The sequence below is a fragment of the Sphingomonas sp. LHG3443-2 genome, from assembly GCF_049896405.1.
Lineage (GTDB): Bacteria > Pseudomonadota > Alphaproteobacteria > Sphingomonadales > Sphingomonadaceae > Sphingomicrobium.
In genome coordinates this window covers 151849-174918 of sequence record NZ_JAFCUG010000001.1, presented here as the reverse complement: position 1 = coordinate 174918, position 23070 = coordinate 151849, and the positions used below count along the sequence as shown (strand labels likewise).

Annotated in this window: 21 protein-coding genes; 13 read left to right on the top strand and 8 right to left on the bottom strand. The window is 66.9% G+C overall.

The features are described from left to right. Entirely contained in the window at window positions 1-501 is a 501-nt protein-coding gene (locus ACP69Z_RS00735; protein ID WP_426265645.1) for an NUDIX domain-containing protein, read from the top strand. On the opposite strand, the gene ACP69Z_RS00730 is transcribed toward ACP69Z_RS00735, so the two are convergent. Genes ACP69Z_RS00730 through pdxH form a run of 4 tightly spaced genes read right to left on the bottom strand, consistent with a single transcriptional unit; the run spans window position 454 to window position 3987 of the window. Next, the gene (locus ACP69Z_RS00730; protein WP_426265644.1) at window positions 454-1695 is read right to left on the bottom strand and encodes an APC family permease; all 1242 of its coding nucleotides are present in this window, start codon (window positions 1693-1695) and stop codon (window positions 454-456) included. The two genes, ACP69Z_RS00735 and ACP69Z_RS00730, sit on opposite strands and share 48 nt — an antisense overlap. Further along, entirely contained in the window at window positions 1692-2483 is a 792-nt protein-coding gene (locus ACP69Z_RS00725; RefSeq protein ID WP_426265643.1) for a PhzF family phenazine biosynthesis protein, read from the bottom strand. The genes ACP69Z_RS00730 and ACP69Z_RS00725 overlap by 4 nt, the downstream gene beginning before the upstream one ends. Beyond that, window positions 2480-3406 carry a cation diffusion facilitator family transporter gene (locus ACP69Z_RS00720; RefSeq protein ID WP_426265642.1) on the bottom strand — a complete coding sequence of 309 codons (927 nt, stop codon included), beginning with the start codon at window positions 3404-3406 and terminating at the stop codon, window positions 2480-2482. Before ACP69Z_RS00720 ends, ACP69Z_RS00725 begins: the two co-directional genes overlap by 4 nt. Then, complete coding sequence (gene pdxH / locus ACP69Z_RS00715) at window positions 3403-3987, bottom strand: pyridoxamine 5'-phosphate oxidase (RefSeq protein ID WP_426265641.1); 585 nt, start codon at window positions 3985-3987, stop codon at window positions 3403-3405. The genes ACP69Z_RS00720 and pdxH overlap by 4 nt, the downstream gene beginning before the upstream one ends. Window positions 3988-4051: 64 nt before the next feature. Between pdxH and ACP69Z_RS00710 the strand changes: the two genes are divergently transcribed. From ACP69Z_RS00710 to fabI, 3 genes are read left to right on the top strand one after another with little or no spacing between them, the layout of a single operon-like run. Further along, a complete protein-coding gene (locus tag ACP69Z_RS00710) occupies window positions 4052-5008 on the top strand; it encodes a DnaJ C-terminal domain-containing protein (RefSeq protein WP_426268014.1) in 957 nt (318 codons plus the stop codon). A gap of 8 nt (window positions 5009-5016) precedes the next feature. Further along, entirely contained in the window at window positions 5017-6099 is a 1083-nt protein-coding gene (locus ACP69Z_RS00705) for a YihY/virulence factor BrkB family protein (protein ID WP_426265640.1), read from the top strand. After that, window positions 6096-6899 carry an enoyl-ACP reductase FabI gene (gene fabI, locus ACP69Z_RS00700; RefSeq protein ID WP_426265639.1) on the top strand — a complete coding sequence of 268 codons (804 nt, stop codon included), beginning with the start codon at window positions 6096-6098 and terminating at the stop codon, window positions 6897-6899. Before ACP69Z_RS00705 ends, fabI begins: the two co-directional genes overlap by 4 nt. Window positions 6900-6917: 18 nt before the next feature. On the opposite strand, the gene ACP69Z_RS00695 is transcribed toward fabI, so the two are convergent. Further along, on the bottom strand, window positions 6918-8318 hold the full coding sequence (locus ACP69Z_RS00695) for a M20/M25/M40 family metallo-hydrolase (protein WP_426265638.1): 1401 nt from the start codon (window positions 8316-8318) through the stop codon (window positions 6918-6920). A 110-nt stretch (window positions 8319-8428) separates the two neighbouring features. Here ACP69Z_RS00695 and ACP69Z_RS00690 point away from each other — a divergent pair, with 110 nt between their 5' ends. The 6 genes from ACP69Z_RS00690 (at window position 8429) to ACP69Z_RS00665 (ending at window position 16296) form a co-directional block, all read left to right on the top strand. Beyond that, window positions 8429-9715: an MFS transporter gene (locus ACP69Z_RS00690; RefSeq protein WP_426265637.1), complete on the top strand. Its 1287-nt coding sequence runs from the start codon at window positions 8429-8431 to the stop codon at window positions 9713-9715. A 280-nt stretch (window positions 9716-9995) separates the two neighbouring features. Beyond that, on the top strand, window positions 9996-12191 hold the full coding sequence (locus tag ACP69Z_RS00685; RefSeq protein WP_426265636.1) for a TonB-dependent receptor domain-containing protein: 2196 nt from the start codon (window positions 9996-9998) through the stop codon (window positions 12189-12191). An 89-nt stretch (window positions 12192-12280) separates the two neighbouring features. After that, on the top strand, window positions 12281-13528 hold the full coding sequence (locus ACP69Z_RS00680) for an efflux RND transporter periplasmic adaptor subunit (protein WP_426265635.1): 1248 nt from the start codon (window positions 12281-12283) through the stop codon (window positions 13526-13528). Continuing rightward, window positions 13521-14231 (top strand): ABC transporter ATP-binding protein, encoded by a 711-nt coding sequence (locus ACP69Z_RS00675; protein ID WP_426265634.1) that lies wholly within the window; start codon window positions 13521-13523, stop codon window positions 14229-14231. Before ACP69Z_RS00680 ends, ACP69Z_RS00675 begins: the two co-directional genes overlap by 8 nt. Further along, window positions 14228-15469 carry an ABC transporter permease gene (locus ACP69Z_RS00670; protein ID WP_426265633.1) on the top strand — a complete coding sequence of 414 codons (1242 nt, stop codon included), beginning with the start codon at window positions 14228-14230 and terminating at the stop codon, window positions 15467-15469. The genes ACP69Z_RS00675 and ACP69Z_RS00670 overlap by 4 nt, the downstream gene beginning before the upstream one ends. A 65-nt stretch (window positions 15470-15534) precedes the next feature. Then, window positions 15535-16296 (top strand): hypothetical protein, encoded by a 762-nt coding sequence (locus tag ACP69Z_RS00665; protein WP_426265632.1) that lies wholly within the window; start codon window positions 15535-15537, stop codon window positions 16294-16296. A gap of 18 nt (window positions 16297-16314) precedes the next feature. Here the strand turns inward: ACP69Z_RS00665 and ACP69Z_RS00660 are convergent, their stop codons facing one another. From ACP69Z_RS00660 to ACP69Z_RS00650, 3 genes are all read right to left on the bottom strand, one after another. Then, complete coding sequence (locus tag ACP69Z_RS00660; protein WP_426265631.1) at window positions 16315-17604, bottom strand: adenylosuccinate synthase; 1290 nt, start codon at window positions 17602-17604, stop codon at window positions 16315-16317. A 93-nt stretch (window positions 17605-17697) separates the two neighbouring features. Beyond that, window positions 17698-19278 carry a phosphoglycerate dehydrogenase gene (serA, locus tag ACP69Z_RS00655; RefSeq protein ID WP_426265630.1) on the bottom strand — a complete coding sequence of 527 codons (1581 nt, stop codon included), beginning with the start codon at window positions 19276-19278 and terminating at the stop codon, window positions 17698-17700. Continuing rightward, window positions 19275-20399: a phosphoserine transaminase gene (locus ACP69Z_RS00650; RefSeq protein WP_426265629.1), complete on the bottom strand. Its 1125-nt coding sequence runs from the start codon at window positions 20397-20399 to the stop codon at window positions 19275-19277. The genes serA and ACP69Z_RS00650 overlap by 4 nt, the downstream gene beginning before the upstream one ends. A 364-nt stretch (window positions 20400-20763) precedes the next feature. Here ACP69Z_RS00650 and ACP69Z_RS00645 point away from each other — a divergent pair, with 364 nt between their 5' ends. Genes ACP69Z_RS00645 through ACP69Z_RS00635 form a run of 3 tightly spaced genes read left to right on the top strand, consistent with a single transcriptional unit; the run spans window position 20764 to window position 23016 of the window. After that, entirely contained in the window at window positions 20764-21834 is a 1071-nt protein-coding gene (locus ACP69Z_RS00645) for a M23 family metallopeptidase (protein ID WP_426265628.1), read from the top strand. Between the two features lie 36 nt (window positions 21835-21870). Further along, window positions 21871-22203, top strand: coding sequence for a HesB/IscA family protein (locus tag ACP69Z_RS00640; RefSeq protein WP_426265627.1), 333 nt, complete (start codon window positions 21871-21873; stop codon window positions 22201-22203). 39 nt (window positions 22204-22242) lie between these two features. Further along, entirely contained in the window at window positions 22243-23016 is a 774-nt protein-coding gene (locus tag ACP69Z_RS00635; RefSeq protein ID WP_426265626.1) for an exodeoxyribonuclease III, read from the top strand. The last annotated feature ends 54 nt before the right edge of the window (window positions 23017-23070 follow it).

Here is a 23070-nt window from a genome sequence, read left to right as displayed (position 1 = left end):
ATGCCGCAGCAGCGCAGCGCGGGTATCCTTCTCTATCGTCGTGGCGAAGCGGGTCTGCAGGTGTTGCTTGGCCATCCCGGCGGCCCTTATTGGGCACGCAAGGATGCCGGGGCGTGGATGGTGCCGAAAGGCGCGCTGGAGGCCGGCGAAGAACCGCTCGTCGCCGCCATGCGCGAATTCGCGGAGGAGGTAGGGCCTGTCCCGCCCGGAACGCCCGTGCCGCTCCGCACGGTGCGCCAGAACGGTGGCAAATTGGTCGAGGTGTTTGCGCTCGAAGGCGATTTCGACCCAAGGACGCTGGCCAGCAATTCCTTCGAGCTCGAATGGCCGCCGCGCTCGGGTCGGATGCGGAGCTTTCCGGAGATGGACCGGGTCGAATGGATGACCATGGCTGAGGCGCGCGCCCGTATCCTCGCTAGCCAGGAGCCGCTGCTCGATGCGCTCGACGACCTGCTAGCGGATGCGGCGCGCGAGAAGATAGAGCAGCAGGCCGGCAAGTAGCAGGGCGCCGAGGGTCGCCCAGGCCGCTGCAGTCGCTTGCGTCGCGACGGCCGCGCACAGCAGGATACCGAGCGCGCCGAGCATGATGTCGCCCGGTCCGCGCCGCTCGACCTTGAGCCAGGCGGCGATGGTCACGGCATAGACTGCCATCCGCGCCAGCGTGCTGACCACCGCCAGCCAGACGAAGCCGCCGCTCAGCGCCAAGACGGCAACCAGGCCAGCCATCAGCAGGATGGAGCCGTGGGGTGTTTCCAGGCGGGGGTGCACCGCCCCGATCCAGGCGGGCAGATCGCCGCGTGCGGCGAGTGCATGGCTTACCCGGGGGCTGGCCGTCATGTTGGCGTGAAGGTTGCCAAGCAGGCTGGTCACCGCCGCGAGCAGGACGAGCAGCGCGCCGACGGGTCCGAGCAGCGCAGTGCCGAGCGCCAGCAGCGGCGCCTTTTCGCCCTCCGGAACTGGTGGCGACACCGCCGAATAAGCGAACTGAACGAGGAAATAGAGCAGGGCGATCAGGAAGATCGTCACCAGCATGGCGCGCGCGATCGCCCGCCCGCCGTCCCCCGCTTCGCCCGATACCGCGACGGCATTCTCGAACCCGATAAAGGCGTAGAAGACGAGCAGGATGCTGGCTTCAACCGCGGTGAGCGGCGGGGCTGGGCCGAAGGCGGGAAGCGGAACGGTGACCAGCGCCAGCCCGGCCAGCGCGATCAGAGGCAGGCTTTTCAGCAAGGTGAGGCCGCCGAGCAGCCGGATCGCCTTGGTGGTCCCGGCGATGTTGATGCCGGCGAGCAGCACGATGGCGATGACGATCAGGACGCTCCGCAGCCATGGCGAGGGTGCGATGTCGGTCCAGCGCAGGAGATAGTCGATCAGCACGTGCACGTTGGCCGCGAACGCCGCCATCCGCGCGATATAATAGGTCCAGCCAAGCTCGAACCCGGCGAAGCGTCCAAAGGCGGAGCCATAGACCACCGGCCCGCCTTCGCCCGGCATGGCGGCGATGGCCCGCGCAAACGGAACGGCGATCAGCAGCATGACCAGGGCGGCGGCCGGGAACAGCAGCGCTGCCCACGGGCCGACATCGCCATGGAGAGTTGCCGGAAGCGCGAAGACCGAGGCGCCGACCGCTCCGTTGAAGGACAGCAGTGCCGCGCTGCCAGCACCGACCTTTCGGGGCAGCGCCGGTTGGGTCAAATCCGGAACGTGCCTTCGATCACCGTCCGTGCCTCCCCGCCGAGCAGCACCCTATCGCCGAGGAGACGGCACCGCAAATCGCCGCCGCGGGCGCCAACCTGCGCTGCGGTGAACTCGGCCCGGCCAAGCTCGGCGGCCCAATAAGGCACCAGCGCGCAATGGGCCGAGCCGGTGACCGGGTCTTCGTCGATGCCGTGGTAAGCGGCGAACACGCGGCTGACAATGTCGGTGCGGGTGCCGGGGGCGGTGACCATCACCAGTGCGTCAACGGCGCGGAGACGGGCGAAGTCGGGCGTCACCGCGCGCACGGCGGCTTCGTCGTCGAGCCGGACGAGGATCGCGCCATTGCCGCCTTGGCCGATCCGGACCGGCCCTCGCACGCCGAGCGCGTCCAGCACCGCGTCGGCCTGGCCATCGCTGAGGCGGCTGGCCGGAAGGTCGAGCCACAGACTGCCATCTTTGCGAGTCACGGTGAGCACGCCCGAGCGGGTCTGGAAGCGAACGGCTTCGCCATCCAACAGGATGTGCCCGCTGGCGAAGGTCGCGTGACCGCACAGGTCGACCTCGACTGTCGGAGTGAACCAGCGCAGGTGATAGTCGGCTTCGCCGCCTTCCAGCGGCACGGTGAAGGCGGTCTCGCTAAGGTTGTTCTCGGCGGCGATCGCCTGAAGGATCTCGTCCGGCAGCCAGCCGTCGAGCGGCATCACCGCAGCTGGATTGCCGGTCAGCGGGCGGCCGCTGGTAAAAGCGTCGACCTGATAGAAGGGCAGGGTGATGGGATCGGTCACGTCCGCTCCGTCAGATGGTGGGGCAGCATTCCTTCGCGGTCGGTGTGTCCCTCAGGATCGAGGTGCAGGAAGATCTCGGTGCCGGGAAAGCGGCGCTGGAGGTCTTCTTCGACGATGTCGAGGCGGTCATGCGCCTGACGGACGCTCCAGTCTTCGGGGACCCAGACGTGAAACTGGATGAAGTCGTGCACGCCGCTGGTGCGGGTGCGGACGTCGTGCATGCCCTTGAGCTCGGGATATTCGGCGCAGGCGGCGAGAAAGGCCTCGCGCTTCTCTTCCGGCCATTCGGCGTCCATCAACTGGTTGACGCTGGTCCCCGCGGCCTGCCACGCGCCCCACAGCAGCCACACGGCGAGCGCGATGCCAAACGCCGCATCGGCGCCGCGGATATGAAGAAACTGGTCGAGCACCAGCGCGCCGATCACCGCGCCGTTCAGGAACAGGTCCGACTTGTAGTGGATGTTGTCGGTCTGGATCGCGACCGAGCCGGTCCGCGCGATCACCCTTTTCTGGTAGGCGAGCAGCAGCAGCGTTCCCAGCATCGCCGCGATGCTGACGCCGATGCCGAGCTCCGCATTGGCGGTGGGGGCGCCGTTCAGCAGGCGGTCGATGGCGCGCCAGCCGATGCCGAGCGCGCTGGCGGCGATCAGCACGACCTGGCCGAGCGCGACCAAGGCTTCCGCCTTGCCGTGGCCGAATCGGTGATCGTGGTCGGCCGGAAGCGCAGCGATCCGCACCCCGGCGAGCGTGAACAGGCTGGCGACGAGGTCGAGCGTCGTGTCGGCCAAGCTGCCGAGCATGGCCGTGCTGTCGGTCGCGATCGCCGCCCACGCCTTGGCGACCAGCAGGATCAACGCCATCGCCACGCTGGCCAGCGCCGCGCGCTGGGTCAGGCGGGTGCGTTCAGGGCCGACAACTCTCACGGGTAGAGCAGTCCCTCGGTCCAGCTGCCATCGTCCCGGCGCTCGAACAGGCGCCGGTGGTGGAGGCGGAACTCGACGTCTTCCCAGAATTCGATGCGATCCGGCACCAGCCGGAAACCCGACCAGCGCTCCGGCCGCGGCACGTCGCCGTCGGCAAAGCGAGCCTGTGCCTCCTCGACCCGGCGCACAAAGGTGTCGCGCGAGTCGAGCGGGCGGGACTGATCGCTGGCGTGGCTGCCAATCTGGCTGTTGCGCGAGCGGCTGGCGAAATAATCATCGGCATCGGCATCGCTGACCTGCACCAGGCGGCCCTCGGCGCGGACCTGTTTGCGTAAGGATTTCCAGTGGATGCACAGCGCGCCCCACGGATTGGCGGCGATCTCCTGCCCCTTGCGGCTGTCAAGATTGGTGAAGAAGCCGAAGCCGTTCGGCCCATGCCGGCGCATCAGGACCATGCGGACAGTCGGGCGGCCATCCGGCGTCGCGGTGGCGAGCGCCATGGCATCGGGATCGTTGATCTCGGACGCCTGGGCCAGCGCCATCCACTCGGCAAACAGGGCAAAAGGATCGGTCGGGGGCATGGCGCAATGCCCTTATCCGCTGACCGCCTTGGCAGGCAAGCAATGGCTCCCCTATGTGGTGCGCATGGATCTTTACGCACAGCTGGGGGTGAAGCGCGGCGCGAGCGAGGCCGAGATCAAAAAGGCCTATCGCAGTCTCGCCAAGCAGCTCCACCCCGACCGCAACAAGGACAATCCCCAAGCGGCCGAGCGCTTTTCCAAGATCACGCAGGCCTATGACCTGTTGTCCGATGCCGACAAGCGCGCGCGTTACGACCGGGGCGAGATCGACGAGGAAGGCAATCCCAAGTTCGGTGGCTTTGGCGGCGGTGGCGGTAGCTACGGCGGCGCGCGTCCGGGTCAGGGCGGCGGAGGGTTCGAGGGCTTTCCGGGCGGCGGCGCTGCCGGTGGGCCGGACCTCAGCGACCTGTTCGAAGGCCTGTTCGGCGGCGCCACCGGCCGCCGCGCCGGCGGCTCGCCCTTCGGCAACAGCGCCGGGGCGCGGCCGCGGGCGGCGGTCAAGGGCGCCGATGTCGCCTACCGCCTGACCGTGCCCTTCATCGACGCCGCGACGCTTAGCCCGCAGCGGGTCACACTGGCGGACGGCACGACCATCGAGCTGAAGCTTCCCAAGGGGGTCGAGGACGGTGCCAAGATCCGCCTCGCGGGCAAGGGCGAAGCAGGCCCGGGCGGCAAGGGCGACGCGATCGTCACGGTGAGCATCGAGCCGCACCGCTTCTTCACCCGCGATGGGCAGAACGTGCGGCTCGACCTGCCGGTCAGCCTCAAGGAGGCGGTGCTGGGCGCCAAGGTCAAGGTGCCGACCCCCGATGGCGCGGTGATGCTGAGCGTCCCCAAGGGCGCGAGCTCGGGCAAGGTGCTGCGGATCAAGGGCCGCGGGTTCAGCGACAAGGCGGGAACACGCGGCGACCTGCTGGTGACGCTGATGGTCGACCTGCCCGCCGGCGACGCCGAACTGGAGCGCTTTGTCGAAGGCTGGGCCGGCGCTGCAGGCAACCCGAGGGCGGGTCTCGGCGTCTAACCCGTCGCATGCAGGACATTTCCCCCCATAGTCCCGAAGCCAGGCGCAAGCGGCTTGCGGCGATCCAGGCGCGCTTCGGCTCCCAGGTGGTCGAACGAGTAAGGCCGGGCACCAAGCCGTTTGAAGTGGGCAAGCGCGTGCTGGTCGGCGTCTACAATGACGGCTTCATCCACGCCGGCAACATCGCCTACCTGTCATTGTTGTCGATGTTCCCCTTCTTCATCCTGGCGGCGGCGGTGGCGCAGTTGCTGGGTTCGACCGAAGGCGCGCAGGCGGCGGTGGTGAATGTGCTGGGCTCGCTCCCGCCGTCGATCGCCGCAGTGATCCGTGCTCCCGTCGCCGAGGTGCTGACCGCCCGGCAGGGACCGCTGCTGTGGTTCGGGGCGCTGGTCGGTTTGTGGACCGCGTCGAGCTTCATCGAAACCATCCGCGACATCCTGCGCCGCGCCTATGGTGTCAAATATACCGCACCGTTCTGGGAATATCGGCTGATCTCGGCAACCTTCATGCTGGGCCTCATCCTACTGCTGATGATCGCGCTGGCGACCACCGTGCTCTTGAGCTCGATCGAAGCGTTCATCGTCGCCAAGGTGCCGCAGCTCGCCTCCATCGAGGACACGCTGACGCTGCTCAGGATCGTGCCCGCGCTGGCGCTGTATCTCACGGTGTATCTGACCTTCGTGGTGCTGACCCCATCGCGCTATCGCAAGCGGGGCTGCCGCAAATGGCCGGGCGCAGCGCTGGTCACCTTGTGGTGGATCGGCACCGCCACCCTGCTGCCCAAGGCGATCAGCCTCGCGGGTGGTTACGACCTCACCTACGGCAGCCTTGCGGGCGTGATGATCGCCTTGCTGTTCTTTTTCACGGTTGGCCTCGGCGTGGTGATGGGTGCGGAACTCAACGCCGGACTGGCGGAAACCGATGCGACGGCGCTAGAGGGCGAGCATTATGCCGGACCGCACGCCGCGACCCTCGAGGTCGAGGCGCCCGAGCCCGGCGAGAAGGTCACAATCACGCCAAGCCAGGCCGAGGAAGTGCCGGCAACGGAACGGGCGGTCGTCGAGGCGGCCGAAGAGGGGAAGATCGTATGAGCGGACTGATGAGCGGCAAGCGCGGCCTGATCATGGGCCTGGCGAACGACCGTAGCCTTGCCTGGGGCATCGCCAAGCAGCTTGGTGAGCAGGGTGCCGAGCTGGCGTTCAGCTATCAGGGCGAGGCGCTGGAGCGCCGGGTGCGCCCGCTGGCCGAAAGCCTCGGCTCCGACTTCCTGGTCGATTGCGATGTCGGCGACATGGACGCGCTCGACCGCACCTTTGCCGCGATCGAGGAGCGCTGGGGTGGGCTCGACTTCATCGTTCACGCCATCGGCTTCTCCGACAAGAACGAACTGCGCGGGCGGTTCGTCGACACCAGTATCGACAACTTCCTGCTGACCATGAACATCTCGGTCTACAGCTTCGTCGCCTGCGCCCAGCGCGCCGCCAAGCTCATGAAGCCGGGCGGGTCGATGCTGACCCTGAGCTATTACGGCGCAGAAAAGGTCATCCCGCATTACAATGTCATGGGCGTCGCCAAGGCCGCGCTCGAGACCGCGACCAAATATCTCGCCGCCGACCTCGGCAAGGACGGACTGCGCGTCAATGCGATCAGTGCTGGGCCGATCAAGACCCTGGCGGCGAGCGGGATTGGCGACTTCCGCTACATCCTGAAGTGGAACGAATTGAACTCGCCGCTGCGCCGCAACGTCAGCATCGAGGATGTCGGCGGTGCCGGTCTGTATCTCCTCAGCGATCTCGCCAGCGGAGTCACCGGCGAGATCCACCATGTCGATGCCGGCTACAATGTCGTCGGCATGAAGGCCGAGGATGCGCCGGACATCGCCACGGTGTAAGTCCGCTCTGCGGCGACCTTACTTCTGGTCGCCGTAGATCTTCATCAGCGTGTAGAGATAGTCGCGGCTGTCGAGCAGCGACTTGATGCGGATCCGCTCGTTCAGGCCGTGCGCGCCGTTGCCGTCGGCTTCGGAGAAGGACCCGGAGATGCCGTAGGTGGGGATGCCCGCCGGGGTCAGGAACGCCCCGTCGGTGGCGCCTGCCGACATGGTGCGGACCAGCGGAACGCCCGGAAACATCTTGGCTGCCAGCGTCTCCGCCGGGCCAAGCACCTTGGGGTCGAGCGGCGGCGGGTTGGTGCCGGCATTGCGGATTTCGGGAATGGTCACCGACACCTTGGGATCGTTGATGGTGCGGATCAGCACCTGCTGCACTTCCTGCGCGTTCGAGCCCGGGAAGATGCGGCAATTGATGTTCGCCCGTGCCCGCTGCGGCAGGGCGTTGGTGGCGTGCCCAGCGTCCAGCATGGTCGCAACGCAGTTGGTGTGGAGGATCGCATTGTCGCTGGGATCGCGCTCCAGCAGCGTCCGTGCCTGTTCGTCGCCGGGATTGGCGAGGAGGGCGGCAATGGCGGCCTGCTGGTCGGCCGGGCGGGTCTTCGCCATGCGGGTGAAGTAATCGCGGGTGGTGGCGTTGAAGGTCACCGGGAACCGCAAGGCCTCGATCGCGGTGACGGCGTGCGCCAGGTGATAGATGGCGTTGTCGGGCACCGGGCGCGAGCTGTGGCCACCGGGATTGGTGACCTCCAGCGTGTAATTTTGCGACAGCTTCTCGCCGACCTGGATGCCGAGGAACTGGGGCTTGCCGCTGGCGTCCAGCCGCCCGCCGCCCCCTTCGTTCACCGCAAAGGCGGCATCGATCAGGTCGCGCTTCTGTTCGGCGAGGTACTTCGCGCCGTTGAAGACGCCGTTGGTTTCCTCGCCGCAGGTCAGCGCCAGCTTCAGCGTGTGCCGTGGCTTGTAGCCTTCCTGACGATAGCGGATCAGCGTGTCGACGAAGATCGCGGCCATGGCTTTGTCGTCGGCGGCGCCCCGGGCGTAGTAGAAGCCGTCTTCCTCGATCAGGGTGAAGGGATCGCGGGTCCAGTCCTCGCGCTTGGCTTCGACCACGTCGATGTGGGCGAGCATGAGCACCGGCTTCGCCTTGGCGTCGCGGCCGGGATAGAGGACGACGAGGCCGCCTTCCTTGGGATGCTCGGGCACTGCGAAGGGAATGAGGTCGGTCTCGGGGATGCCCGCCGCCTTGAGCCGCGCCGCCATCCGGCTGGCCGCCAGCGTGCAATCGCCCTGCGAGAGCGTGGTGTTGGTCTCGACCAGTTCCTTGTAGGTCGCGCGGAACGCCGCTTCGCCGGGTCGCTGGGCAAGCGCGGCGGTGGAGGTGAGCAGGGCGGCCAGTCCAAGCGCGAGCGACGAGTTCATTGATGTTTCCCCAACCCCAAAGAGCCGGGGCATGAGCGAGGCTATCGCAGTCGCTGACGCTTCGCCAGATGGTCGCTTGCAAGCCGGCCTTCCCTCCGCGAGGCTGCGGCATGGCTGCTTCCGATCCTGCCACGCCGCATCAGCCGATCTCGCGCAAGTCGCTGGCGGTGGCGGCCTTTTCGACGGTCGTCGAATGGTATGATTTCACGCTCTATCTCTACTTCGCAACGGTGCTCGCGCGGCTGTTCTACGGCGGCAGTGGCGAAGCCTTGTCATTCACGCTGGGGAGCTTTGCGCTCGCCTATCTGATGCGGCCGCTCGGCGCAGTGGTGTTCGGGCATGTCGGCGATCGGCACGGGCGGCGGGCGATGCTGCTGTGGTCGGTGGCGCTAATGACTGCGGCGATGCTGGCGACCGCGCTGCTTCCGACGAGAGCAGAGATCGGTGTGGCGGCGGGCTGGGCGCTGTTCCTGCTCCGCTGCGTGATGGGGTTCTCGGTCGGCGGCGAATATAGCGGGGTGGTGGCCTACCTTCTCGAAGGCGCCAAGGCCGAGCGGCGCGGGCTTGTTGCGAGCCTTGCCTCGGCGGCGAGCGAGATCGGCGCGCTGCTGGCGGTCGGCGTCTCGGCGCTGACTGTGGCGTCGATGAGCGAGGCGGACCTGGCAAGCTGGGGCTGGCGGATCCCGTTCTTCGTCGGGGCGGCACTGGCCGGAAGCGTGTGGATCGCGCGTAGCTCGATGCAGGAATCGCCCGAATATGAGCGGCAGGTGGTGGCCGGGTCAGTGCCGGTTTCGCCGTGGCGGCACGCGTTCGCCAACCACAAACTCGGCATCTTTCGCGCGTTCTGCATCTCGGCGTTGGGCTCGATCACTTATTATGTCGGGATCACCTACGTGCCCGCCTTCCTGACCACGGCAGGGCGATTGAGCGAGGCCGATAGCCTGTGGCTGGGCACGGCTGCGGCGGTTGCGGTGATCCTCGTCACGCCGCTGACCGGCATCCTGTCAGACCGGGTCGGGCGCAAGCCGGTGCTGGTGGCGGTGGCGCTGCTTTCCGCAGTGCTGCCGATCACCTTGTTCTCGCTGATGGGCGAAGGGGATCGCGGGCAGGCGCTGGTCGGGGCCCTGTTGCTGGCCTGCGTGGCCGGCGCGATGAGCGCGGTGGGCGCGGTCGCCACTGCCGAGCAGTTTCCGGGCGAGGGGCGAGTGACGGGACTGGCGTTCGGCGCGACCGGCGCCACCGCCATCTTCGGTGGACTGACGCCGTGGCTGGCCGAGCGGCTGGTCGCAGTGACCGGCAAGGCGAGCATGCCGGGCGTGATGATCGCTGCTGTCGCCGTGGCGGTGCTGCCGGTCTTTCTGACGCTTCGCGAGACGGCGCCGATCAAGCGCGGCTGACCGGAGACCGCCAAGCGACCCGCGTCCGCCATCGGTCGAGTGACTTGGCGTATTATAGATGTGACACGCCCGTTGGTCGAAGCCACGATGATCGCTGTCTGCAGGCGGCGCAAGCGTTGCGTGTCGGATGTCGGCCAATCGGGGGACACGCGTCATCGGGACCAGTCATTGCTCAGCCAATGATCAGCCCCGCCTCATGACGCTCACGGATGGCCGGTGTCAGAGCGTCAGGGGTCGGTCCAGCACCGATCCACCAGTATCACAGGGGCAAGTTCTTCACATGCATGTTCGTTTTTCCGCCGCCGCCAGCCTCCTCAGCCTCGCCGCCGCGACCCTGGCCCCGGCACCCGCCGCCGCACAGTCCGCGCCGACCGCGAGCCAGCCTGCGCCACCGCCATCCCGCGAGCGCGCGCAGACCGTCACCGTCACCGGAAGCCGTCCGCAGGTGATCGACGCGCCCGACCGGCTGAGCTTCAATGTCGCGAACGACCTTGGCGCGCAGACCGGCAGCCTTGCCGACGCGCTGCGCAATGTGCCGGGCGTCGAGGTCGATCTCGAAGGCAAGGTCAGCCTGCGTGGCGACCCTGGGGTCACCATCCTGGTCGACGGCCGCCCCTCGGGGCAGCTTCGCGGCGAAGGCCGCGGCGACGCGCTGCTGGCGATGCCCGCCAACGGGATCGAGCGGGTCGAGGTCATCACCAATCCGTCCGCGGCGATGAGCCCGGAAGGGTCGGGCGGCGTCATCAACCTCATCACCAAGAAACAGCGCGCCGCCGGCACCACCGGCACCGTTCGCGCCAACGCCGGGCTGGAGGGCCGGGGCAGCGTGTCGCTCAACATGGCCCGCAGCCGGCCGGGGCTGACCATTTCGGGCGAGGCGGCCTATCGCCGCTTTACCAACGAGATTATCGTCACCCAGGACCGCGAGCGGTTCGTCCCCGGCGGTGCCAGCCTGCTCAGCCGGCAGGAGCAGTTCCACGACAATGTCGCGCAGGGGTTCAACAGCCGCTTCGGGGTCGAATACGATCTCGACAAGACCAACCGGCTGACCGGTGAGATCAGCTATCGCCGCAACCAGCTCGAGAGTGATCGCGACGAAAGCTTCATCGGCAATGCGCTGGAGCCGAGCTTCACGCGGCTGAACGATCAGGAGATGCGGCAGCGCATCCTTGGGCTGCGCACCTCCTGGCGCAAGACGCTGCCGGGCAAGGACCACAGCTTCTCGGTCGATCTGGCGCACGATACGGGCGGCATGAACCGCCTGCTCGACGGCCGCATTACGCCGGCGGTCGGCGCCGACATCTTCGAGCGGATCGACAATAACATCGACCGCAACGAGACGCGCTTCAAGGCCGATTACAAGAAGCCGCTGGGCGAGAACCGCTCGCTCAACCTTGGCTATGAATATGAAGGCTCGAACGCCGACTTCGACTTCACCGGCGCGCGCGGATCGGCGCCGAATGCGCTGGTGACGCAGGCCAATCTCACCAACCGGTTTGACTTCTCGCAGGACGTCCACGCGCTGTACGGCACCGCGCAGGTCAACAGCGGCAAGTGGGAGTTCCAGCCCGGCCTCCGCCTCGAGCAGGTCGGGCTGAACCTGTTCCAGCGCACCGACGATGCCCGTTACGAGCAGGATTACTTTCGCGTGTATCCGACTCTGCACATCGGCCGGGCGCTGAGCGAGCGGACCAAGCTGCGCGCCAGCTACAGCCGGCGCATCCAGCGGCCGGGGCCGTTCGAGCTCAATCCCTACACCTTCTACGTCGACGCGCGGAACATCCAGCGCGGCAATCCCAACCTCAAGCCCGAGGTGACCGACGCGTTCGAGACATCGCTGCAATATCGCAAGGACGCGACGTTCATCTCGCTGACCGGCTTCTACCGCCGCTCGCGCGACATGTTCACCGAGATCCTGCAGACGCTGCCCGACGGCGTGCTGCTGCAGACCCGCGCCAACCTTGGCCGGGGCAGCCGTCTCGGGCTCGACGCGATCCTCAACGGGCGGCTGAGCAAGACGCTCAACTACCAACTGTCGGGCACGGTGCAGCGGATCGAGCTCGATCCGCGCGGCATTGCCGGCACCTTCGGCAAGGTGTCGGGCATGGTCGGATCGGTGCGCGGCAGCGTCAACTGGCAGCCGAGCCCCAAGGACTTCATTCAGGTCAGCGGCAATTACCAGGGCAAGACGCTGATCCCGCAGGGCTATCGCCTTGGTGGGGGAATCGTGAACGTTGGCTACCGGCGCAAGATCGACGACAAGTTGTCGCTGCTGGTGACCGGGCAGAACATCCTCGACAGCGCGCGACAGGAAGTGGTGATCAACACGCCCGCCTTCCGTGATCGCCTGAAGTTCAGGGTTCGCGGGCGGGCGGTGCTGTTCGGCCTCGCCTACAACTTCGGCCAGGGCAACAGCCGCCGCCCGCAGCCGCAAGGCTTCGATTTTCATCCCAGCGCCGGCAGCGTCGGGCAGTAAAGCCACAGTTGGCGCGAGAGCTGCAAAAGTCTCTCGCGCCCCATTGCCCTTGTTGTTACCACTGGCATCAAGGGGCAGGGGATGTTTTCATGAAGTCTGTTGGTGCGTGGGTGAAACGGCATCCGATCTGGTCGGGGCTGATCATCCTCGTCGTGGCGCTGATCGTCTACCAGATGCTCAAACCCAAGACGTATGACTATGTCTACGTCAGCGAGACGGTCACCCGCGGCGAAGTCGTCCGCAAGGTGACCGCCAGCGGCAAGCTGCGGGCGCTGAACACGATCAAGGTCGGCGCCGAAGTGTCGGGGCAGGTCAGCCGGGTGGCGGTCGACTTCAACACGCCGGTCAAGGCCGGGCAGGTGCTGGCCGAGATCGATCCCACGCGCCTTCGTGCCCGCGTCGAGCAGGCCCGGGCGCAGGTCGCCACCGCCGAGGCTGCGCTGGCGACCGCCAATGCGGCCGCCGGCCGCGCGGCGAGCGATGTCGGCATCCAGAGCCGGGAATATGAGCGGCGCAAGGCGCTTGCCGGGCGCGGGTTCACGTCGCAGGCTGCGCTTGACGCCGCCGGCGGGTCGCTCGCCACCGCCGAAGCGTCACGCCGGAGCAGCGGCGCACAGATCGCCACCGCGCGGGCGCAGATCGTCCAGGCCCGCGCCGAACTGTCCTCGGCGATGCTCGACCTGTCCCGCACCCGCATCATCGCCCCGACATCGGGCGTGGTGATCAACCGGCTGGTCGAGCCCGGCTCCACCGTCGCCGCCAGCTTCCAGACGCCCAACCTGTTCGAGATCGCCGCCGACACCAGCCGGATGCAGGTCGAGACCAGCGTCGATGAAGCCGATATCGGCGAGATCCAGACCGGGCAGGAGGTCAGCTTTACCGTCGACGCTTATCCCCGCGACCGGTTCAAGGCGGTGGTGCGGCAGATCCGCAAGGCGGCGGTCGAGACCAACAATGTGGTGAGCTACCTCGTCATCCTCGACGTCGACAACAAGGACGGCAAACTGCTTCCCGGCATGACCGCCAACGTCGAGATCGTTACTGGCCGGATCGCTTCGGCGCTGCGAGTGCCGACCACTGCGCTGCGGTTCCGGCCGAGGGTCGGCGACCGTCCCAAGAGCGTTCCGCCCAAGGGCAGCGAGACGGTCTATCTCGTCGGGGTCGAGCCCAACAAGCCGACTCGCAAGATCGTGAAGACGGGGCTGGCCGGCGAGGAATTCGTCGAGGTTCGGTCGGGCCTGAAGGCCGGCGACAAGGTGCTGGTGCGGACTCGCTCGACCGCCCCCACCAAGGGGGGCGGTGACGACGAGGACGACGTGGAGGTCAGCGTTGACTGAGCCGCCGCTGGTCGAAACCCGCGATCTCCGCAAGGAATACAAGCTCGGCGGGGAAACGGTGCACGCGGTGGACGGCGTTTGGCTGACCATCCGGCGCGGGGAATTCGTGGCGGTGATGGGCGCCAGCGGATCGGGCAAGTCGACCTTCATGAACCTCGTCGGCGCATTGGACCTGCCCACGGAGGGCGAGATGCTGTTCGACGGGCAGGAGCTGGCGCACCTGTCGTCGGACGAGCTGGCCGCGATCCGCAACCGCAAGATCGGCTTCGTGTTTCAGCAGTTCAATCTGCTCGCCCGCACCAGCGCGCTCGACAATGCGGCGACCCCACTGATCTACGCCGGCGTGCCGCTGGCCAAGCGGCGGGAGCGGGCGGCGGCGAAGCTCGCGGCGATGGGTCTCGGCGACCGGATGGACCATACGCCGGCCAAGCTGTCGGGTGGCCAGCAGCAGCGCGTCGCCATCGCCCGCGCGCTGGTGACGGAGCCGCTGATGCTGCTGGCGGACGAGCCCACCGGCGCGCTCGACACCGCGACCTCGGAAGAGATCATGCGGCTGTTCACCCAATTGAACGAAGGCGGCATCACCGTGGTGCTGGTGACGCACGAGCCCGACATCGCGCAATTCGCCAAGCGCCGCATCCTGTTCCGCGACGGCAAGGTGGTCGAGGACCGCCCGGTCACCGACCGGCGGCTGGCGGCGTGAACATCGGCGGCTTCATCGCCGGGCGCTTGGTCGACGTCGGCATCGCGCTGACCGCGCTGCGCACCAATCTCATGCGCTCGATCCTGACTGCGCTCGGTGTCATGATCGGCGTGTTCGCGGTGATCCTGGCAATGGCGGTCGGCAGCGGGGCCAAGGTGTCGGTCGAGGAAACAGTGGCGCAACTCGGCTCCAACATGGCGCTGATCTTTCCGCAGGAAGAAGGGGGCCGCGGCGGACCCAACACGGCGCCCGGCAAGATTACCGAGCGCGATGCGGTGGCGATCGAACGGTCGATCCCCGGCGTCATCGCCGTCGCTCCGCAGATCCGCGCCAACATCCAGCTCTCGATCCCTGCCAAGCAGGTGACCACCAGCGGCATTGCGGTGACTCCCGGCTATGCGATCGCCTCCAATACGGGAATCGAAAGCGGGCGGCTGATCGAGGAAAGTGATGTCCGCTCGGCTGCCCGCGTGGTGGTGCTGGGGCCGACGGTCGCCACGGCCTTGTTCGCCGACCTTGAGCCGGTCGGCCAGACCGTGCGCCTCAACAAGGTACCGTTCCGCGTGATCGGCGTGCTGGCGGGTAAGGGATCGAGCCTCGGCAATGACCAGGACGATGTGGCGCTGGTGCCGCTCAGTACCGGGCGGCAGCGTTTCACCACCTCGCTTCGCGGGCCGGACGACCTGTCATTGCTGTTCGTCGGCTTCGATCCCGCGATGGACCTTGGCGACGGCAAGCGCGAGCTGGTTCGGCTGCTGCGCACGCGCAACAATGTCGAGAAAGGCCAGCCGCAGCCGTTCGCCGTCCGCACCACCGAGGAATTTCAGGAAGAGACCAGCACGGTCACCGCGGTGTTCCAGGCGGTGCTGGTCGCGATCGCCTCCATCTCGTTACTGGTCGGTGGGATCGGCATCATGAACATCATGCTGGTCAGCGTCACCGAGCGGACCCGCGAGATCGGACTTCGGATGGCGCTGGGCGCGCGGCGGCGGGATATCCGCAACCAGTTTCTGGTCGAAGCGGCGGTGCTGTGCATCATCGGTGGGCTGCTCGGCCTTGGCCTTGCCGCCGTTGCCGCGCGCGCCTTTGAAGCATTTGCGGAGTTCCCGGCGCCGATCGGCATCGGCACCGTGCTCGGCAGCATCGCCTTTAGTGCCTTCATCGGACTGTTGTTCGGCGGTTATCCGGCGATCCGCGCGAGCCGGTTGAGCCCGATTGAAGCGCTGCGCAGCGAATAAGGCGCGTCAATCTTGAATTAGGCGAACCGCGGCATAGGCTTGCCCATCAATCAGGGGGTTTAACCGTGTCGATTCGCTTGCTCTGCGCCTGCGCAGCCTTTGCCGTCCTGCCTGCCGGAAACGCCGTTGCAGCGGCAGTGCCGACCACCAAGGCCACCGCGCCGAAGGAGGAGGCCAGGCCAAAGGCCAAGGACCCGGCTGAGATGATCGCCGGGATGCTGGTCATCATGGACCGCTTCTTCCCGGCCGGGCCGGAGCCGGAGCCGGCGCGCCTCGCACTCGCCCGCAACGCCACCATGACCATGTTCCCGAAGGGCACTTACGCGGAAGGGATCAACAGCTTCATGGAGGGCATGGTCGACCGTGTGCTCGGCATGAGCGAGGCCGATTTCGCTGCGCTCGGCCCGGCGCCCAAGCTCAAGAAGGGCGAGAAGCCCAAGGTGCCGAGCAGCCTTCCTTTGCGCGAGGAGATGGCGAAGAAGGACCCGATGTTCGACGCCAAGGTCGCCGCCGGCAAGGCGTTTGCCCGGACCATGTTCGTGAAGATGGGCGACGTCGCCGAACCCAAGTTCCGCGAGGGCATGGCGCGTTCGCTGGCGCGCAAGTTCGATGCCAAGCAGCTTGGCGAGATCCAGGCGTTTCTCGCGACCCCGACTGGCGCCGCCTACGGCCGCCAGATGGTCGGCATGTGGTTCGACCCTGCCGTGATGCGCGGTTCGATCGAAGCGCTGCCGGAGATGATGGCGCTCCTTCCCGACATGGCGAAGGAAGGCGAAGCGTTTGAAAAGATGATGAAGGACAGCCCCAAGCCTGCCGCCAAGAAGTAAGGGCGGACCGGCGCGCCGTCAGCCTGCAAACGGATCGCGAACGAGGATGGTGTCGTCGCGGTCGGGTGAGGTCGAGACCAGCGCCACCGGACAGCGGATCAGTTCTTCGACGCGGCGAATGTATTTGATCGCCTGCGCCGGAAGATCGGCCCAGCTGCGGGCGCCCGCGGTGCTGTCCGACCAGCCCGGCATCTCTTCGTAGATCGGCTTCACGCGGGCCTGGTCGGCGGCGTGCGGGGGCAGATAGTCGAAGCGCTTGCCGTCGATCTCGTAGCCGACGCAGATCTTCACCGTCTCGAACCCGTCGAGGACGTCGATCTTGGTCAGCGCGATGCCGGTGATGCCGCTGACCGCCGCGCTCTGGCGGACCAGCACCGCGTCGAACCAGCCGCAGCGGCGCTGACGGCCGGTGACGGTGCCGAATTCGTGGCCGCGTTCACCCAGGCGCTGGCCGTCGGCGTCGTCGAGCTCGGTCGGGAAGGGGCCGGAGCCGACGCGGGTAGTGTAAGCCTTGACGATGCCGAGCACGAAGCCCGCCGCGCCCGGGCCCATGCCGCTTCCGCTGCCGGTGGTGCCGGCGACGGTGTTGGACGAGGTGACGAAGGGATAGGTGCCGTGGTCGACGTCGAGCAGCACACCCTGCGCGCCTTCGAACAGGATTCGGCGGCCTTGGCTGCGGGCTTCCTCGAGATCGACCCACACCGGCCGGGCGAACTGCAGTACGAACTCGGCAATCTCCGCGAGATCGTTCTCGAGGCGCGCGCGGTCGACCGGGCCCTTGCCGAAGCCGGCGCGCAGCGCGTCGTGATGGGCGCACAGGCGGTCGAGCAGCGGATCGAGTTCGTCGAGATGCGCGAGGTCGCAGACCCGAATGGCGCGGCGGCCGACCTTGTCCTCATAGGCCGGACCGATGCCGCGGCGGGTAGTGCCGATCTTGCCCGCGCCCGACGCATCCTCGCGCAATGCGTCGAGGTCGCGGTGGATGGGTAGGATCAGCGGGCAGGTCTCGGCAATGCGCAGCACGTCGGGCTCGATCCGAACGCCCTGGCCGCGCAGCTTGTCGACCTCCTCGCGCAGCCACCAGGGGTCGAGCACCACGCCATTGCCGATGATCGACAGGGTGCCGGTGACAATGCCGCTCGGCAGGAGCGAGAGCTTGTAGACATTCTCGCCGACGACCAAAGTGTGGCCGGCATTGTGACCGCCCTGGAACCGCACCACGCAATCGGCGCGGCTGGCGAGCCAGTCGACGATCTTGCCCTTGCCCTCGTCGCCCCACTGGGCGCCGATCACGGTAACATTACCCATGCGTCGTCATTCCTGCTGCTGTTCGGAACAGCGGACCCGAGCCGTGTTCAGCGCGCTCCTATTGGTTCAGCGCCGCAACGTCCAGAACGACGGTCAGAAGCTCAGCGGCACCACTTCGCGCACGCCTTCCAGCGCGCACAGCCGTTCGACGACGGCGGGCGTGACCGGATCGTCGACCGCAACCAGCGCCACCGCTTCGCCGCCCGCCTTGCGCCGGCCAAGGTTGAAGAAGGCGATGTTGATGCCTGCTTCACCAAGCGTCGTGCCGAGCTTGCCGATGAAGCCCGGCGCGTCGTTGTTGACGATGTAGAGCATGTGGCCAGCAAGATCGGCTTCCACCGCGACCCCGAAGATGTCGACGAGGCGCGGGGCCGAGTTGCCGAACAGGGTGCCGGCAACGCAGCGTTCACCGGCGGGGGTGGAGGCGGTGACGCGGACAAGCGTGTGGTAATCGCCTTCGCGCTCGTGGCGCACTTCCTTGACGTCGAGCCCGCGTTCTTTGGCGAGGACGGGCGCGTTCACCATGTTCACGGTCTGGCTGTAGGTACCCATCAGGCCGGCCAGCACCGCACCGGTGATCGGCTTCTGGTTCAAGGCAGCCGCGGCCCCCTCGACCTCGATCGACACGCCGCGGACCTGCTCGCCGAGCACCTGGCCGAGCAGTTTTCCGAGCTTCTCCGCCAGCGCCATGTAGGGCTTCAGGCGCGGCGCTTCCTCGGCGCTGAGGCTGGGCATGTTGATCGCGTTGGTGACGCCGCCCAGCAGGAGGAAATCGCTCATCTGCTCGGCGACCTGGATCGCGACATTGACCTGCGCTTCGGTGGTGGAGGCGCCGAGATGCGGGGTGGAGATGAAGCCGGGCGTGCCGAACAGCGGGCTGTCGGTGGCGGGCTCGGTCTCGAACACGTCGAGCGCCGCCCCGGCGACCTGGCCGCTGTCGAGTGCGTCCTTGAGCGCCGCTTCGTCGATCAGCCCGCCGCGCGCGCAGTTGATGATGCGCACGCCCTTCTTGGTCTTGGCCAGCGCCTCGCGGCTGAGGATGCCGCGGGTCTGGTCGGTCAGCGGCGTGTGCAGCGTGATGAAGTCGGCGCGGGCGAGCAACTGGTCCAGCTCGACCTTTTCGATCCCCAGCTCCAGCGCCCGTTCGGGCGACAGGAAGGGATCAAAGGCAATCACCTTCATCTTGAGCCCGAGCGCGCGGCTGGCGACGATCGAGCCGATGTTGCCGGCGCCGATCAGGCCGAGCGTCTTGGCGGTCAGTTCGACCCCCATGAAGCGGTTCTTTTCCCACTTGCCGGCCTGGGTCGAGGCGTCGGCCTCCGGCAGCTGGCGAGCGAGGGCAAACATCAGGGCGATGGCGTGTTCGGCGGTGGTGATCGAATTGCCGAACGGCGTGTTCATCACCACGATGCCGCGCTGGGTGGCGGCCGGGATGTCGACATTGTCGACCCCGATCCCGGCGCGGCCGATCACCTTGAGGTTGGTGGCATGATCGAGCAGCTTGGCCGTCGCCTTGGTCGAGGAACGGATGGCGAGGCCGTGATAGTCGCCGATGATGGCGGCGAGCTCGTCCGGGGTCTTGCCGGTGATCTCGTCCACCTCGATCCCGCGCTCACGGAAGATGGCGGCGGCGCGGGGGTCCATCTTGTCGGAAATGAGGACGCGGGGGGTCATGCCTTGGTCTCCTGGTAGGCCCAGTCGAGCCACGGCCCGAGGGCCTCGATGTCGGCGGTGTCGACGGTCGCGCCGCACCAGATGCGGAGCCCCGGCGGGGCGTCACGGTAACCTGCGATGTCAAAGGCGGCGCCTTGCTCTTCCAGCAAGGCGGCCATCTTCTTGATGCGCGCTTCGTCGGAACCTTCGACCGTCAGGCAGACGCTGGTCTTGGAGCGCGAGGCCGGATCGGCGGCGAGGTGGCCGAGCCAATCGCGCGCGTCGACGATGCGATCCAATGCGGCGGCGTTGGCGTCGGAGCGGCGAATGGCCCCGTCGAGTCCGCCGATGCTTTCCACCCATTCGAGCGCGCTGATCGCGTCCTCGACTGCCAGCATCGAGGGCGTGTTGATCGTCTCACCGACAAAGATGCCTTCGATCAGCTTACCCTTGCTGGTCAGCCGGAACAGCTTGGGGAGCGGCCAGGCCGGCGTATAGCTTTCCAGCCGCTCGACCGCGCGGGGGCCAAGGATCAGGACGCCGTGCGCGCCTTCGCCGCCGAGCACCTTCTGCCAGGAGAAGGTGGCGACATCGATCTTGTCCCACGGCAGGTCGTAGGCGAACACCGCGCTGGTCGCGTCGGCGAAGCTCAAGCCCTCGCGATCGGCGGCGATCCAGTCGCCGTCCGGCACGCGCACGCCGGAGGTGGTGCCGTTCCAGGTGAACAGGACGTCGTTCGACCAGTCGACGTAGCCGAGGTCGGGAAGCGCGCCATAGTCGGCACGGATCACCGTCGGTTCGATCTTGAGCTGCTTCACCGCATCGGTGACCCAACCTTCGCCGAAGCTTTCCCACGCGAGCGCAGTTACCGGACGAGCGCCCAGCATGGTCCACATCGCCATCTCAAAAGCACCGGTATCGGAGCCTGGGACGATGCCGATGCGGTGGGTGTCCGGAAGCTTCAGATTGGCACGCATCAAGTCGATGCAGCGCTTCAGCCGGGTCTTGCCGATCTTGCTGCGGTGGGAGCGACCGAGGCTGTCGGTCGATAGGTTGGAAGCGGTCCAGCCGGGCGGCTTGGCGCATGGCCCCGACGAGAAATAGGGGCGTTCCGGACGCACGTCCGGCAGTGGATTCGTCATGTCAAACTCTCCTTACAGAGAGCACGCGCCGCGTTGGGACGGCGTGGCCCGCGGCCGCTCTACAGCATGGTTCACGCGGCGCAAGCACGCAGGTGATTCTGTGGATAAGTTCCCCATCCCGGTCTGATATTCGGGCGATTTCGCTCAACTCACCGCTCAACCTCCCCGACTCGTCCCGGAGCGGGAACGAAAAGGTTGTTTTCGTTAACCGTAGCGGGTCTTTGGATGGTGACCGAAGCAGTGGGGGCAACGCTGCGTCGGTCCGGGGCTGGGGAGCTCCTGACAATTTGGAAGCCGATCACGCCGCCTTGCGGTGGCGCGAACGGGCTTCTTGAAACGTGAATGAGCTAGGAGCTTAGGTTCTATGACGCATGCCATCCGAACAACGGGACTGCTCCGCAGCCGCGACCTGTTCGTGCATGACGGCACCAAGCTCCGTCGCATTCGCCTTTCCGCCCCCCTCCAGTTCGCTTTCTTTGTTGCCGCCGCCCTGATGCTGGCCTGGTCGGCTTTTGCCGCCGCTCATTTCATCCGCGGTGACCAGGCCGTGGTCGTTTCCCAAGGCGGCAACGGTGATCTGCAACAGCTCGCCAACGCCGCCGAACAGCGCGCCCGCCTGATCGAACAGCGCCAGAAGGTGCTCGCCACCATGCTTGCCGGCGGTGACGTCGATCCGGCCGCCCTTCCCGAAGTCAGCGATGCCGGCTCGCTGCCGGCCGCGATTGCCGCGCCGCTTGACCGCGCCGAAGACAAGCTTGCCGCCGAAGAAGCCGCTGCCGCCGAGCGACTGGAGCTTCGCTATCGCACCGCCACCCGCGAACTGAAGAAGCTTGGCCTCTCGCCGCAGCGTCTCGCCGTTGGCGGTCCGTTCGAGCCGGCGACCAAGAGCGATCCGACCTTCAAGTCGCTGTTCAACAGCTGGAAGAAGCTCGATTCGCTGCAGGACGGCGTGATCGCGGTTCCGTCCGACAAGCCGGTCAAGACCGCCTCCTTCACCTCGAGCTTCGGTGTTCGCAGCGATCCGTTCGGCCGCGGCGCCGCCATGCATGCCGGCATCGACCTTGCCGGTCCGGTCGGAACGCCGATCTACGCCACTGCCGACGGCACGGTGCAGGAAGCTGGTTACAACAATGGCGGCTATGGCAATCTCGTGAAGGTCGATCACGGCCGCGGCATCGAGACTCGCTACGGCCACTTGTCGGCCTTTTCGGTCCGTCCGGGTGAGCGCGTGAAGCGTGGCCAGGTGATCGGCCGCATGGGGTCGACCGGCCGCTCGACCGGCAGCCACCTTCACTACGAAGTCCGCATCGACGGCCGCGCCGTCAATCCGATCCCCTTCATGCGCTCGACCGACTATCTGGTCGCCATCAAGAGCCGCAACGGCCACAGCATGGATCAGATCGCGCTCGGCGGTCCGACCGGCGGCAAGCGCTAAGCTCGCCAGCTTGAGGGTGCGGGTGACGCACCCTACATGGTTCTTGTGACCCAGCTTACCCTCACCGAATCCGCGGCGCGCCGCGTGGCGTTCATCGCCGACAAGCAGGCCAAGCCCGCCGTGCTGCGCTTGGCCGTGGATGGCGGAGGTTGCGCCGGCTTCACCTATCGCTTTGCACTGGGTGAGCCGGAGGAAGGCGACACGGTGGCCGAGACCGGCGGCGTGCAACTGGTCGTCGATCCGGTCAGCGTCGACCTCCTCGACGGCAGCGAGGTCGATTATGTCGAGGACCTCGGCGGCGCGGCGTTCAAGGTGAAGAACCCCAATGCCGCCAGCGGTTGCGGCTGCGGATCAAGCTTCGGGATCTGACCCTCGCCTTGGGGGTCGAGGCTGGCTAAGCCGGGTCCCATGAAGATCGCGACCTTCAACATCAACGGCATCCGTGCTCGCCTACCACGTCTGCTCGAATGGCTCGAGCGGGAGCAGCCTGACGTTGCCTGCCTGCAGGAACTGAAATGCGCCGACGAGGCGCTGCCCGTGCTCGACATCGAGGGCGCCGGCTATCGCGCCGTGTGGCACGGGCAAAAGGGCTTCAACGGGGTCGCGATCCTTGCTCGCGGCGAAAGCCCGCACCTCCGCCGCGTCGGCTTGCCCGGCGATCCCGACGATACGCACAGCCGCTATATCGAAGCGGAAGTCGGTGGCATCGTTATCGCGTCCATCTACCTTCCGAACGGCAATCCGGTGGGCACCGAGAAATTCCCTTACAAGCTGCGCTGGATGGAACGGCTTCGCGAGCATGCGGCGGGGTTGCTTGCAGAAGAGCGGCCGGTGGTCCTGGCGGGCGACTGGAACGTGGTGACCGAAGATCGCGACGTCTTTTCGGTCGCCGCGATGCAGCATGACGCGCTGATGCAGCCTGAGACACGCGCGGCGTGGCGTCGGATCCTGCACCAGGGCTGGACGGACGCGCTGCGCGCGCTGCACCCCAAGGAAGAGCGGCTCTACACCTTCTGGGATTACACCGCCGGCTGCTGGCAGCGTGACGCGGGGTTCCGGATCGATCACCTGCTGCTCAGCCCGCAGGTCACCGATCGCCTGACGGCCGCCGGGGTCGATCGCTGGGCCCGCGGTCAGGAGAAGGCCAGCGATCATGCACCGACCTGGGTGATGCTGGACTAAAGGCTAGGTTAGCCCAGAGCGAGACTGGATTTGATTAACGGCAGTTAATGCGGG

Coding starts and splice junctions, on each gene's coding strand:
- ACP69Z_RS00690 (WP_426265637.1), top strand. CDS start 8,429: ATGGCTGCTTCCGATCCTGCCACGCCGCATCAGCCGATCTCGCGCAAG.
- ACP69Z_RS00660 (WP_426265631.1), bottom strand. CDS start 17,604: ATGGGTAATGTTACCGTGATCGGCGCCCAGTGGGGCGACGAGGGCAAG.
- ACP69Z_RS00685 (WP_426265636.1), top strand. CDS start 9,996: ATGCATGTTCGTTTTTCCGCCGCCGCCAGCCTCCTCAGCCTCGCCGCC.
- ACP69Z_RS00680 (WP_426265635.1), top strand. CDS start 12,281: ATGAAGTCTGTTGGTGCGTGGGTGAAACGGCATCCGATCTGGTCGGGG.
- serA (WP_426265630.1), bottom strand. CDS start 19,278: ATGACCCCCCGCGTCCTCATTTCCGACAAGATGGACCCCCGCGCCGCC.
- fabI (WP_426265639.1), top strand. CDS start 6,096: ATGAGCGGACTGATGAGCGGCAAGCGCGGCCTGATCATGGGCCTGGCG.
- pdxH (WP_426265641.1), bottom strand. CDS start 3,987: ATGCCCCCGACCGATCCTTTTGCCCTGTTTGCCGAGTGGATGGCGCTG.
- ACP69Z_RS00640 (WP_426265627.1), top strand. CDS start 21,871: ATGGTTCTTGTGACCCAGCTTACCCTCACCGAATCCGCGGCGCGCCGC.
- ACP69Z_RS00645 (WP_426265628.1), top strand. CDS start 20,764: ATGACGCATGCCATCCGAACAACGGGACTGCTCCGCAGCCGCGACCTG.
- ACP69Z_RS00695 (WP_426265638.1), bottom strand. CDS start 8,318: ATGAACTCGTCGCTCGCGCTTGGACTGGCCGCCCTGCTCACCTCCACC.
- ACP69Z_RS00710 (WP_426268014.1), top strand. CDS start 4,052: ATGGATCTTTACGCACAGCTGGGGGTGAAGCGCGGCGCGAGCGAGGCC.
- ACP69Z_RS00650 (WP_426265629.1), bottom strand. CDS start 20,399: ATGACGAATCCACTGCCGGACGTGCGTCCGGAACGCCCCTATTTCTCG.
- ACP69Z_RS00735 (WP_426265645.1), top strand. CDS start 1: ATGCCGCAGCAGCGCAGCGCGGGTATCCTTCTCTATCGTCGTGGCGAA.
- ACP69Z_RS00705 (WP_426265640.1), top strand. CDS start 5,017: ATGCAGGACATTTCCCCCCATAGTCCCGAAGCCAGGCGCAAGCGGCTT.
- ACP69Z_RS00635 (WP_426265626.1), top strand. CDS start 22,243: ATGAAGATCGCGACCTTCAACATCAACGGCATCCGTGCTCGCCTACCA.